At 66.4% G+C, this 12621-nt stretch carries 10 protein-coding genes; 6 read left to right on the top strand and 4 right to left on the bottom strand.

All coding sequences use genetic code 11. From position 1 onward, the window contains the following. The first annotated feature begins 10 nt into the window (after positions 1 to 10). Positions 11 to 967, top strand: coding sequence for a tRNA glutamyl-Q(34) synthetase GluQRS (gluQRS, locus tag G9373_RS07180; RefSeq protein ID WP_133985937.1), 957 nt, complete (start codon positions 11 to 13; stop codon positions 965 to 967). On the opposite strand, the gene G9373_RS07175 is transcribed toward gluQRS, so the two are convergent. Then, positions 936 to 1505 (bottom strand): DUF4190 domain-containing protein, encoded by a 570-nt coding sequence (locus tag G9373_RS07175; protein ID WP_133985936.1) that lies wholly within the window; start codon positions 1503 to 1505, stop codon positions 936 to 938. The two genes, gluQRS and G9373_RS07175, sit on opposite strands and share 32 nt — an antisense overlap. A gap of 207 nt (positions 1506 to 1712) precedes the next feature. On the opposite strand from G9373_RS07175, the gene G9373_RS07170 reads away from it, so the two are divergent. From G9373_RS07170 to G9373_RS07160, 3 genes are all read left to right on the top strand, one after another. Next, positions 1713 to 2705, top strand: a complete 993-nt coding sequence (locus G9373_RS07170; RefSeq protein WP_240482868.1) for a hypothetical protein — start codon at positions 1713 to 1715, stop codon at positions 2703 to 2705. Positions 2706 to 2864: 159 nt separating this feature from the next. Continuing rightward, the gene (locus G9373_RS07165) at positions 2865 to 3497 is read left to right on the top strand and encodes an RDD family protein (protein WP_005561585.1); all 633 of its coding nucleotides are present in this window, start codon (positions 2865 to 2867) and stop codon (positions 3495 to 3497) included. Positions 3498 to 3615: 118 nt separating this feature from the next. Beyond that, entirely contained in the window at positions 3616 to 4344 is a 729-nt protein-coding gene (locus G9373_RS07160; RefSeq protein WP_005248717.1) for a queuosine precursor transporter, read from the top strand. 43 nt (positions 4345 to 4387) lie between these two features. On the opposite strand, the gene tgt is transcribed toward G9373_RS07160, so the two are convergent. Then, positions 4388 to 5632: a tRNA guanosine(34) transglycosylase Tgt gene (tgt, locus tag G9373_RS07155; protein ID WP_005561587.1), complete on the bottom strand. Its 1245-nt coding sequence runs from the start codon at positions 5630 to 5632 to the stop codon at positions 4388 to 4390. A gap of 106 nt (positions 5633 to 5738) precedes the next feature. Here tgt and G9373_RS07150 point away from each other — a divergent pair, with 106 nt between their 5' ends. Both G9373_RS07150 and G9373_RS07145 read left to right on the top strand, forming a co-directional pair. Further along, on the top strand, positions 5739 to 7622 hold the full coding sequence (locus G9373_RS07150; RefSeq protein WP_054246851.1) for a sulfatase-like hydrolase/transferase: 1884 nt from the start codon (positions 5739 to 5741) through the stop codon (positions 7620 to 7622). Positions 7623 to 7627: 5 nt separating this feature from the next. Next, the gene (locus G9373_RS07145) at positions 7628 to 8869 is read left to right on the top strand and encodes a hypothetical protein (RefSeq protein ID WP_133985935.1); all 1242 of its coding nucleotides are present in this window, start codon (positions 7628 to 7630) and stop codon (positions 8867 to 8869) included. 42 nt (positions 8870 to 8911) lie between these two features. Here G9373_RS07145 and G9373_RS07140 read toward each other — a convergent pair whose 3' ends face one another. Continuing rightward, positions 8912 to 10891 (bottom strand): ABC transporter ATP-binding protein, encoded by a 1980-nt coding sequence (locus G9373_RS07140; RefSeq protein ID WP_005561591.1) that lies wholly within the window; start codon positions 10889 to 10891, stop codon positions 8912 to 8914. Then, a complete protein-coding gene (locus G9373_RS07135; protein ID WP_054246847.1) occupies positions 10888 to 12621 on the bottom strand; it encodes an ABC transporter ATP-binding protein in 1734 nt (577 codons plus the stop codon). Before G9373_RS07135 ends, G9373_RS07140 begins: the two co-directional genes overlap by 4 nt.

The raw sequence follows: 12621 nt of genomic DNA, 5'->3' as shown, positions 1-12621 counted from the left end.
CCCTCGGCCGATGTCACATCCGTCTCGTCAGAGTGAACCGCCGTCACATCGGGCGGCGGGCGCGGGTCGGTTCGCGCCCAGCCCGTCCGGCGACCTGCACCTCGGCAACCTCCGGACGGCCGTGCTGGCGTGGTTGTTCGCCCGGTCCACCGGCCGACGGTTCCTCATGCGCGTCGAAGACCTCGACCGCGTCCGCGAGGGCGCCCGGGACCGGCAACTGGCCGACCTCGCGGAACTCGGCCTCGATTGGGACGGCGACGTCGTCTCGCAATCACACCGACTGTCGCGGTACGACGCGGCCATCGCCGAACTCCATGCCGCCGGTCTCACGTACGAGTGTTTCTGCACGAGAAGAGAAATCCAGAAAGCGGCGTCGGCGCCGCACGCACCGCAGGGCGCCTACCCGGGGACGTGCCGCAACCTGACACCGGACGAACGCGCAGACCGGCTCGCCGGCGGACGACCACCCGCGCTGCGCCTGCGCGCCGGCGTCACCTCGTTCACCATCGACGACGTCCTGCACGGCAGCTATTCCGGCATGGTGGACGACCTCGTGCTGCGTCGCGGCGACGGCACACCCGCCTACAACCTCGCGGTGGTCGTCGACGACGCCGCCCAGGGAATCGATCAGGTGGTACGCGGCGACGACCTGCTCTCGTCCGCGCCCCGTCAGGCATACCTCGCCGGGCTGCTCGGGTTGACCGCCCCCACCTACGCGCACGTGGCCCTCGCACTCAACGAGGACGGCAAACGGCTCGCGAAACGCGACGGCGCCGTCACGCTCACCGACCAGAAAGCGTTGGGACGCACCCCGAGCGACGTCCTCGGAGTGCTGGCGACGTCGCTCGGGCTCGCGGAACCGGGCGAGGTCGTGGATCTCGGGATACTCCTCGACCGGTTCGACCCGGCCCGCCTGCACCGCGAACCGTGGGTGGTCAGGCTCCCGACGCCGCCGCAATCACCATGATCACGAAGAACAGGATCCAGCCGACGACGTAGGCGCCGCCGATGGCGATTCCGGCGATCGCGAGCCCACGGCCCTCCTGCCCGGACTGCTTGATCTGGCCCAGCGCGATGATGCCGAGGATGATGCCGACGACGGAGCCGACCCCGTAGAAGCATCCACCGACGATCGACATGATCAGCGACGCGATCGCGAGACCGTTCGTCCCCAGCGACTGCGGGTAGGGCGCGCCGTACGGGTTCGGTGCGCCGTACTGCGGGGCGGGACCGCCGTACTGGCCCGGCGGCCCGTACTGATTGGGTGCGCCGCCGTACTGGTTGGGGGCGCTGTACTGATTCGGTGCGGCATACGGGTTGGGCGTCCCGTACTGCTGGTTCGGAGCCCCGTACTGGTCGCCGCCGTACTGATTCCGATTCGGCGCGGCATACGGATTCGGCGACGTCCCGTACGCGCCCGGCTGCTGATAGTCGGGGTACTTCTCGGTGGGCGCCGAATACGTGGGATAACCGGATTCGTCCACCCCGTATCCGTCACGCGGCAAGCCGGGAACCTCACCGTAAGTGGGTGGTGTTTGCCCGTTGTACGGATTCGAATCGTCCGATCCCCCAGAATTAGTCACGATAACCAGCGTAAAGCATCAAAACCGCAGGAGAAGAAGCAGACCAAAGGGAGGCGAGTAAAGGATTGTCCACGTAGTGTTTATTCGCACTGTCACGCGCGAGCATTCAACTCTTGCTGAGGGGATCACATGACGACTGGTGGATACGACCCTAACGACAAACCTGAAGGTGGTGACCAGGGCGGATACCCCCCACAGGGCAATCCTCCACCGCCGCCCGGTGGTTATCCGCCGCCCCCGGGGAATTACCCTCCGCCGCCGCAGGGACCGCCGCCCGGCGGATATCCGCCACCGCCGCCCGGCGGAAACTACCCGCCGCCGCCCGGCGGAAACTATCCACCGCCCGGTAATTACCCACCGCCGCCGCCCGGCGGAAATTACCCGCCGCCGCAGGGCAATTACCCGCCGCCGCACCAGGGACCGCCGCCCGGTGGATATCCGCCGCCCCCGCCGATGTCGGATTACGGCACGCCCGGGCAGACGCCGGGGCAGTTCTCCGTGGGCGACGCGATCGGCTACGGCTGGAACAAGTTCAAGGACAACGCGCTCATCTGGATCGGCATCCTGCTGATCGCCGCCATCATCCAGGTCGTGCTGAACCTCGTCTTCGGCGGCTTCAGCACGTCGTCCGACATGAGCGCGGCGTTCTCGGTGTGGCGCATCATCGGCACGATCGTCACGACCATCGTCGGCTACCTGATCAATGCGGCTCTGGTGCGGGGCGCATTGCACGAAGTGGACGGGAACAAGCCGGCGTTCGGTTCGTTCTTCCAGTTCACCAATGTCGGGGCGATCATCATCGCCAGCGTGATCATCGGTGTGGCCGCCACCATCGGTTTCGTCCTGCTCATCATCCCGGGTCTCATCGTGATCTTCCTGACCTGGTGGACGCTGCAGTTCGTCATCGATCAGAACGAGGACGCCATCACCGGCATCAAGTCGAGCTTCCGCGTCATCTCGCAGAACGTCGGCCCGGTGCTGCTGCTGGCCCTGGCCCTCGTCGGCATCAACATCGTCGGTGCAATCCTCTGCGGCGTCGGACTTCTCGTCTCGATCCCGATCACGATCATCGCGTCGACCTACGCGTACCGCGTGCTCACCGGCCGTTACGTCGCGGCCTGACCGACCGCTCCCCACGGGTGAGCGTGCTTCCTGTCCAACGAGGACGGAAGTATGCTCACCCGTTTTGCTACTCCCGTCACTCGAGTCACTCCCACCCCTTGCGTAAGGTGCTCAGGCGTCATCCGAGACATTCAGGACTCGAGATTCGAGGGGGAACACATGACTACCGGTGGATTCGATCCAGGCCAGGGACAACAGCCGTTCGGCGGGCAGCAGTACGGGCAACCGCACTACAACGGGGCGGGGCAGCAGCACGGACAGCAGTTCGGCGCACCGCCGCAGTTCGATTCGGCGCAGCAGTTCGGCACCCAGCCGTTCGCGCAGCCGGACTTCGGGTTCGACCCGTCCCGCCCCGGTGAACTTCTTCCCCGCCTGGGCGCACGAGTGATCGACGGCCTGATCGTCGGCATCCCGATGGCCGTGGTCAGCACCGTCCTCGCGCTGGTGCTGGGCAACTTCGTGGGCAGCGTCCTCGGCGCGATCCTCACCGCGGCCGCCGCCGTCGGCTATTTCGTCTTCCTCGAAACGACGAGGGGGCAGACCCTGGGCAAGCAGATTCTGGGCCTGCGCGTCGAGGGCCCGAACGGCGGACTCCCCACCCAGCAGCAGTCGCTGACCAGGAACGGTTTCTACGTCCTGTCCGCGCTCGGCGGGTTCCCGCTCCTCGGGTTCCTGTTCGGACTGCTCGGCGTCGTCGCCGCGATCGTCATCGGGGTGACCATCAACGGCAGCCCCACCAAGCAGGGCAAGCACGACGAACTGGCCGGCGGCACGCGCGTCGTCCAGGGCTAGTCCGAACCACTCCCTACCGTGCGGGTGAACGTACCTTTCGTCGCGTCAGATCGGACAAAAGGTACGTTCACCCGTTCCTGATTCGCGCCCTTCCCCGTTCAAGTGCTTGGATTGCGGCGTGACAGCCTCAGATCAGCAGACCAAACCAGACGACCACGCGACGTTCGCGCACGTCAGCCGGGGGTACTACCCCACGTTCGTCGCCCTCTTCACCGCGACGCTGCTGATCTCGAATATCTGCGCGACGAAGGGCGTCGCATTCTTCGCCGATTCGTCGCTGACCATCGGACCGCTGCAGATCCTGCCCGTCATCACCGACGGCGGCTTCTTCCTGTTCCCGCTGGCCTACATTCTCGGCGACGTCCTCAGCGAGGTGTACGGGTTCAAGTCGACCCGTCGCGCGATCTACCTGGGCTTCGGCGCCCTGATCCTGGCCGCGTTCTGCTTCTGGCTCCTCATCGAGCTGCCGTCCGCCGACTTCTACGAGAACCAGGAAGCGCTGCGGTCCGTCGTCGGCGTCTACCCGCGTCTGCTGCTCGCCGGGCTGGCCGGTTACCTCGTCGGGCAGATGCTGAACTCGGTGACGCTGGTCCTGATCAAGGAGCGCACCAAGGAGAAGCACCTGTGGGCGCGGCTCATCGGTTCCACCATCGTCGGTGAGTTCGCCGACACCCTGATCTTCTGCTCCATCGCCGCAGGCGCGATCGGCATCAGCACGTGGAGCGATTTCGTCAACTACGTGATCGTCGGTTTCCTGTGGAAGACCCTCGTCGAGGTACTGGTCATGCCGATCACGTACCGCGTCATCGCCTACGTGAAGAAGCGCGAACCCACCTACCAGCTTTGACCCCCACGTGAGTGGGAAAGTGTGCCCGAGGACGCTTTCCCACTCACGTGCGGTAGAAGCGACCCAGGGTGTCGGCCTTGAACTCGTCGAAGTAGCCGCCTTCGATGCTGGCGCGGATCTGATCGACCAACCGGACGGTGAAGCGTTCGTTGTGGATGGTGCACAGCGTGGACGCCAGCATTTCCTTCGCCTTGAACAAATGGTGAATGTAGGCGCTGGTGTAATTCGCGCAGGTGTAGCAATCGCAGTTCTCGTCGATGGGCGTGAAGTCACGACGGAAGCGGCTGGTGTTGATGTTGAACCGGCCGTCCGGGTGGTATATCGCGGCGTTGCGCGCGACCCGCGACGGATTCACGCAGTCGAACGTGTCGGCGCCGTTCTCGATGGCCACGAAGAAGTCGTCCGGCTCGCTGATGCCGAGCATGTGCCGCGGCTTGTGCTCGGGAAGCTCCTCGTTGCACCAGCGGACGATGGTGCCCAGGTTCTGCTTCTCGAGCGCCCCGCCGATGCCGTACCCGTCGAAACCGCGGCCGCTCTCCCCCGTGATCGACTCGAGCCCCCGGCACGCCTGCCTCCGCAGGTCCTCGTACTGCGCGCCCTGCACGACCCCGAACAGCGCCTGGTACGGGCGATGGGAACGCTCGGCGGTGAGCTTCTCGTGCTCGGCGATGCAGCGCACCGCCCACGCCTGCGTCCGCTCCACCGACCGCTCCTGGTATCCACGGGTGTTCAGCAGTGTGGTGAGCTCGTCGAACGCGAACATGATGTCGGCGCCGAGCTGGTGCTGGATCTGCATCGACACCTCGGGGGTGAACCGGTGCCGCGACCCGTCCAGGTGCGATTTGAACGTGACGCCGTCGTCGTCGACGGTCGCGAGGCGTTCCTTGCCCTTCGCGATGACGTCGTCGGAGCGCACCCCGACGGCTTCCATCGCGAGGACCTTCTTGAACCCGACGCCCAGCGACATGACCTGGAATCCGCCGCTGTCGGTGAACGTCGGGCCGTCCCAGTTCATGAACTTGCCCAGACCGCCGGCCTCGTCGACGATGTCCGGCCCGGGCTGCAGGTACAGGTGGTACGCGTTGGCGAGCAGCGACTGCGCGCCCAGCTCCTTCATGCTCTCCGGCAGCACCGCCTTGACGGTGGCCTTGGTGCCGACGGCCACGAACGACGGCGTCGCGATGTCGCCGTGCGGGGTGTGAATGGTTCCGGTGCGGCCCAGCTGCCCGTCGAGTCGGGTGCCGACGGTGAAGAACGGATCGGGCGGGGTCGGGACTACGGCATTCACGGGTGTATCCAATCACGGGCGACATTTCCGGCGACACATCACTACTTCGTTCGAAAGTGGGTACAGACAGGGAGACGATCCCAGCCCTTCGACCGGAGGAACCGCCATGAGCGACGAGAAGGCCGGCCATCGGATCGACAGGAGAACGTTTCTCTCGGGTGCGGCGGTCGCCGGCGGGGTAACCGTGATGTCGGGCCTCTTCGACCGCCGGGCGGACGCGTCGGAGAAGCCGCTGCATCGTCAGCCCAGCAATTACGTGCAGCCCAACATCGTGTTCATCGTCGTCGACGAGATGCGGTTTCCCCAGGTCTTTCCGGCGGGAATCACCACTGCCGACCAGTTCCTGCAGCGGTTCATGCCCAACCTCTACACGCTGTGGGCGCCCGGGGTGAAGTTCACGCAGCACTACACGGCCGGGGTGGCATGCAGCCCCGGCCGTGCGTGTTTCGTCACCGGCCTCTATCCGCTGCAGAACTGGATGCTGCAGACGCGGACCGGCAATCGGGCCTCCCCCGTCCCGTCGCCCGCGATGGGGAGGGACTTTCCGACGTACGGCAAACTGCTGCGGCAGGCGGGCTACGTCACGCCGTACGTCGGGAAGTGGCATCTGTCGCCGTCCCCCGACGAGGACTCCGGGCTCGCCCCCGGCTACCTCGAGGAGTACGGGTTCGACGGACTGACGATGCCCGACATCATCGGAATGAACGGTGAGGGATTCGAATTCGACGGGCACATCGCCGACCAGGCCGCGGCGTGGTTGTCGACGCGGAAGCCCGGGGACGGCCCGTTCTGCCTCACCGCGAGCTTCGTCAATCCCCACGACCAGCAGTTCTTCTGGGCGGGAACGGAAGCGGAACGGTATCAGTCGCTGTACGCGAACAACGTTCCCCCGCTGAGCCCCGCCCGGGCCTGGTCGGTGACCACCGCCGAGAGCGACCCTCCGCGGCTGGGTTATCCGTCCGTGCCGCCCAACTGGGAACCCGAGAAGGCACTGCAGTCCAAACCGAGCACCCAGGTGTTCGCGCGGGAGTTCCAGGCCCTGGTGTGGGGCGGCGTCACCGACGACATCCAGAATCTGTCGAACTACTACCTCCAGCCCTACGGTCAGGGCACCGATCCCGACCGACACATCGCGTTCGCCCCGTACACGTACTGGGAGCGGGCCCTGGACAGTTACACCAACGTGCTGTCGATGGTCGATCACCACATCGGCACGGTGATCAACTCGCTGCCGGAAGACGTCGCGGCGAACACCGTCTTCGTCATGACGTCCGATCACGGCGAATACGCCGGGGCGCACGGCTTCGTCGCAGGCAAACTGTCCACAGCCTACGACGAGGCGTTCCACATCCCGCTGATCGTCGCCGACCCGACCGGGCGATTCACCGGCGACACCGACACCCCGCGCGGTCAGCTCACGTCGAGCGTCGACGTGGTGCCGCTGCTCGCGACGCTCGGTCACGGCGACCGGAACTGGATGTCCGGGGACCTGTTCGCCACCTATGCCGAACGCGTCGACCTCCTGCCGTTGCTGCGGAGCAACGCCGCGGCCGGTCGCGACCACGTCGTCCTCGCCACCAACGAGCACGCACCGCAGGGGGTCAACTGGAACAACTCCCCCACCCACATCTACGTGCTGCGCACCCCCGAGGCGAAGGTCGCGGTGTATTCGAAGTGGTTGGGACCCACCGCCTACGTCGACCCGGCCTCGTTCCAGTACGAGTTCTACGACTACGCCACCGAACGCGGCCGGGCGGAACTCGACAACACCTTCGATCACGACCCGCGCGGTCCGGCCATGGCCGCCCAGCTGATGACCCAGTATCTGCCGACTCAGCTCGCCGCGCCGCTACCCCCGGCGTTCGCACAGCAGGGTGCCGACGCGATGGCCCGGTACCTCGCCTACATCCAGCTGATCAACCGGTACACGCCCGGAGAGATCGACCGGGAGGGCATCGACAAGCTGACCGCGTTCGGGGAGGTGTTCTGACAGCTATGACCGGGAAAGTCGTTGCCGCCGTGCTGGTTCTGCTGCTGTGGTCCGGTGGCACCTCCCTCGCGTCCGCGGCGCCCCCACCGACCGCGCAGTGCGCGTGGCAGTTCATGTCCGACTCGACCGTGCTCGACGTCGCCTTCCCCGACGCCAACGCGACGTACTGGGTGCTGCCCTACGCGTTGGGGCCTGGTGACACCATCGAACTCAGCGGCACCTACCCGGCTGCCCGCTACTTCTCGCTCAACACGTACGGGACGAACTTCGACACCGTCGACACGTTGCGCGACAACCAGATCGGACCCGACCCCGGCAGCGGAAACCCGTTCGCCGACGCCGCCGCCGGTGCCCTGCCCGCCACGCAGAAGCGCTGGCACGCGACGGTCGTGACCGGCCCGGCAGACCACTCCCGCAACCAGATTCAGGCCCTGCCCGCTGGGGCCGACGCGCAGTCGGTACCCGTCGGTTTCCTCATCATCCGGGTGTACGTGCCCGACGACCCGGCATCTCCGACCGGCGGCGTTCCACTACCCGACGTGACACTGACGTTCGGGGGCCGGACGTCGCCGGTGCCGACCTGCGGATCCGCATTCGATCCCTCCGCCTACGACAACGGCCCACTCGGACAGGCCGCGGAGGCCGCATTCGACCAGATCATCGCCGGCGCGGCGTCCGGCGCGTTCCCCGGCAACGTGCCCGAGGCGACGTTCGTGAACCCCGCGAGCACGTCGGGCCTGTTTCCCAACGGCGACAACAAATATGTCGGGGCGGGGCTGACGTACCAGCCCGGACGCATCGTCGTCGTGCAGGGCCGGGCGCCGACGTTCCCCGACACCCGTGCCGGCCAACCCGTCACGGCACCCGGCCGGCAGGTGCGGTACTGGTCGATGTGCCAGAACGATCAGGTGACGCCGTACCCGGTCGTCGCGTGTGCCGCCGACTTCCAGACACGCACCGACGGCGCAGGCAACTACACGTACGTCGTCGCCGCACCGCAGGACGTCCCCGCCCGCGCCGCGTCCGACCCGACCGTCACCGTCCTCCCCTGGGGCTCCACCGACGTCGCGAAGGAGGTGCTGTTCCTGCGGTACATGCTGCCGTCCGACGCCTTCTACCCGCAGTCGGTGCAGGCGTCGCAGAACAATCACACCGACCCCGCCACCACGATGGGTCCGTACTATCCCCGCGCCGCCTACTGCGACACCGCCACCTTCGAAGCCGGGGGTGCCGCCGCCTGCCTGTGAGTACTTGTTAACCGCGGGCGGTTAACAAGTACTCACAGGTCGTCAGACATCGGCGCCGACGAACTGGCTGTTGTAGAGGCGGTAGTACGCGCCGCGGGTGAGGAGCAGGTCGTCGTGGCTGCCCTGCTCGACGATGCGACCGTCCTCCATGACGACGATGAGGTCGGCGTCGCGGATGGTCGACAACCGGTGTGCGATCACGAAACTCGTGCGATCACTGCGCAGGACCGCAGTCGCGTGCTGCACCAGCAACTCGGTGCGGGTGTCGACGGAACTGGTCGCCTCGTCGAGGATCAGGATCGACGGCTGCGAGATGAACGCGCGGGCAATGGTGATCAACTGCTTCTCACCGGCACTGATGTTGCTGCCCTCTTCGTCGATCACGGTGTCGTAGCCGTCGGGCAGCGAGTGGACGAACCGGTCGACGTAGCTGATCCGCGCGGCCGCCTGGATCTCCTCCTCGGTGGCGTCGGGACGTCCGTACGCGATGTTGTCGCGGATGGTGCCGCCGAACAGCCACGCGTCCTGCAGCACCATGCCGATGCGGGACCGCAGGTCGTCGCGCGACATCTCGGCGATGTCGACGCCGTCGAGGAGGATCCTGCCGCCGTCGAGTTCGTAGAACCGCAGGATCAGGTTGACGAGTGTGGTCTTGCCGGCGCCGGTGGGTCCGACGATGGCGACCATCTGGCCGGGTTCCGCCACCAGCGACAGGTTCTCGATCAGCGGCTTCTCCGGCGAGTAGCTGAACGACACGTCCGAGAACTCCACCCGGCCGAACGTATGGACGCGACCCGCATCACGGGGCTCCGCCGGTGTGGGAGCTTCGGTGAGGTCGGGCTCCTCCTCGTCCTCGTCGAGGATGGCGAACACCCGCTCGGCGGACGCCACACCCGACTGCATGAGGTTGACCATCGCCCCGATCTGGGTGAGGGGCTGGGTGAACTGGCGCGAGTACTGGATGAACGCCTGCACGTCGCCGAGGCTCATCGTGCCGGACGCCACCCGCATGCCGCCGAGCACGGCGATGGCCACGAAGTTGAGGTTTCCGAGGAACATGATCGCGGGCATGATCAGACCCGAGATGAACTGGGCCCGGTAGCTGGCCTGGTAGAGCGCCTCGTTCTGCTCCTCGAACCGCGCCTCCACCTCACGGCTGCGGCCGAACACGGTGACCAGTTCGTGGCCCGTGTACGCCTCCTCCACGTGAGAGTTGAGCGCTCCCGTCGACTTCCACTGCGACACGAAGTGGGTCTTGGACCGTTTCGCGATCTGCGCCGTCACGAGGATCGACAGCGGCACCGTCAGTACCGCGATCAACGCGAGCAGCGGCGAGATGACGATCATCATCACGAGGATGCCGATCACCGTCATCGCCGACACGATCAGCTGGCTCATCGTCTGCTGCAACGACTGCGAGACGTTGTCGATGTCGTTGGTGACCCGGCTCAGCAGGTCGCCGCGGGAGTGGGAGTCGAAGTAGCGCAGCGGAAGTCGGTGGATCTTCCGTTCGACCTCGGCGCGCAGGTTCTTCACGACGCCCTGCACGATGATGTTCAGCAGGAAACCCGACAGCCACATGAACACCGACGACCCCAGGTACAGGGCCAGCACGATCGCCAGCACCCGGCCGAGCGCACTGAAGTCGATACCGACACCGGGCACGACGGCCATGCCGGACACCATGTCGGCGAACGTGTTCTGCCCGTCGGCCCGCAGTGCGGCGACGGCCTGATCCTTCGACATCCCGGCGGGCAACTGCGCGCCGATGATGCCGTCGAAGATCAGGTTCGTGCCCTGACCGAGCATGCGCGGCGCGATCGAGGTGAGCACCACCGACACGGCGGCGACCAGGAGAACGATGCCGACGGCGATCCGGTGGGGACGCAGCCGCCTCAGCAGCCGCTTGGTGGACGGCCACAGGTCGTTCGGCTTGGACCCCGGGGCGCCCGGAGCGACCGGTCCCGGAATACGGGGGCCGGCGGGCCTTTCGGCAGTGGTGGTGGTTGCGCGATCGCTCATAGTGCTTCCTGGACCGATCGTTGGGATTCGACGATCTCGACGTAACACGGACACGTCTCGAGCAGTTGGTCGTGCGTGCCGATCCCGACCACCGCGCCGTCCTCGAGGACCACGATCTGCTCGGCCTCCACGATCGTCGAGACGCGTTGGGCGACGACGATGACGCACGCGTCCGAAGTTTCGGGTTTGAGCGCCGCACGCAGCCGGGCGTCGGTGGTGAGGTCGAGGGCGGAGAAGGAGTCGTCGAACAGGTAGATCGACGGGCGACGGACCAGTGCCCGCGCAATGGCGAGTCGCTGTCGCTGACCGCCGGACACGGTCGTGCCGCCCTGCGAGATCGGGGTGTCGAGACCCTCGGGCATCGCGCGGACGAAATCGGCGGCCTGCGCGATCTCCAGAGCCCGCCACAGTTCGTCGTCGGTGGCATCGGGCTTGCCGTACCGGAGGTTGGTGGCGACGGTGCCCGAGAACAGGTACGGCCGCTGCGGAACGAGTCCGATGCCGGACCGCAGGACGTCGAGGTCGATGCGACGCACATCCGTGTCGGACACGGTGACCGAACCCGACGTGGCGTCGATGAGACGCGGGATCAGCGACAGCAGCGTCGTCTTGCCGGATCCGGTGCCGCCGATGATCGCCGTGGTCTTGCCCGGTTCGGCGCGGAAGCTGATGTCGCGCAACACTGGTTCGTCGGCGCCGGGGAACTTGAACTGGGCGTCGCGCAGTTCCACCACACCGGGGTTCTCCAGCATTGTGACCGCATCGACCGGCGGCACGACGGTGGAATTCGTGTCGAGCACCTCGCCGATGCGTTCGGCGCAGACGGTGGCGCGGGGGGCCATCATCGCGATGAACGACGCCATCATCACCGACATCAGGATCTGCATGATGTAGCTGAGCATCGCGGTCAGCGAGCCGACCTGCATGGTGCCGCTGTTGATCTCGTGGCCGCCGAACCAGATGACGGCGACACTGGTGATGTTCGCGATGACCATCACGAGGGGGAACATCACCGCCGTCAGCCTGCCGACCCGGAGGGCTGTCTGGGTGAGCTGCTCGTTCGCGTCGCCAAACCGCGCCACCTCGGAGCGCTCACGGACGAACGCCCGCACCACGCGGATACCGGTGATCTGCTCACGCAGCACCCGGTTGACCCCGTCGATACGGGTCTGCATCTCCCGGAACGCGGGCACCATCCGCGAAATCACGAATCCCATGGACAGCGCGAGAACCGGCACGGTGACCGCCAGGATCCAGGCGAGCCCGGCGTCCTCCCGGATCGACATCACGACACCGCCGACGCACATGATCGGCGCCATCACGAGGATCGTGCAGCTCATCACGACGAGCATCTGCACCTGCTGCACGTCGTTGGTGTTGCGGGTGATCAGGGACGGCGCGCCGAAGCGGCCGAACTCGCGGGACGAGAAGCTCCCGACCTGATGCATCACGGCGCGGCGCACGTCGCGCCCGAAACCCATTGCGGCACGGGCGCCGAAGAACACGGAACCGATCGAGCAGATGATCTGCACGACGGTGACGAGCAGCATCATGAGGCCCGTGGACAGGATGTACCCGGTATCGCCCTTGGTGACGCCGTTGTCGATGAGATCGGCGTTCAGACTGGGCAGGTAGAGGGCGGCCGCGGTCGCGACCAGCTGGAACAGGACGACCGCCGTGAGGTCCCGCTTGTACGGGCGGAGGTACGTGGTGAGCAGGGCATTCAACAT

This window comes from Rhodococcus sp. A14 (genome assembly GCF_011603105.1).
Classification (GTDB): Bacteria; Actinomycetota; Actinomycetes; order Mycobacteriales; family Mycobacteriaceae; genus Rhodococcus_F; species Rhodococcus_F opacus.
The sequence above is the reverse complement of the archived record's forward strand: the minus strand, read 5'-3'. Positions and strand labels throughout refer to the sequence as shown.

Coding starts and splice junctions, on each gene's coding strand:
- gluQRS (WP_133985937.1), top strand. CDS start 11: ATGTCACATCCGTCTCGTCAGAGTGAACCGCCGTCACATCGGGCGGCG.
- G9373_RS07170 (WP_240482868.1), top strand. CDS start 1,713: ATGACGACTGGTGGATACGACCCTAACGACAAACCTGAAGGTGGTGAC.
- G9373_RS07165 (WP_005561585.1), top strand. CDS start 2,865: ATGACTACCGGTGGATTCGATCCAGGCCAGGGACAACAGCCGTTCGGC.
- G9373_RS07150 (WP_054246851.1), top strand. CDS start 5,739: ATGAGCGACGAGAAGGCCGGCCATCGGATCGACAGGAGAACGTTTCTC.
- G9373_RS07145 (WP_133985935.1), top strand. CDS start 7,628: ATGACCGGGAAAGTCGTTGCCGCCGTGCTGGTTCTGCTGCTGTGGTCC.
- G9373_RS07140 (WP_005561591.1), bottom strand. CDS start 10,891: ATGAGCGATCGCGCAACCACCACCACTGCCGAAAGGCCCGCCGGCCCC.
- G9373_RS07135 (WP_054246847.1), bottom strand. CDS start 12,621: ATGTTGAATGCCCTGCTCACCACGTACCTCCGCCCGTACAAGCGGGAC.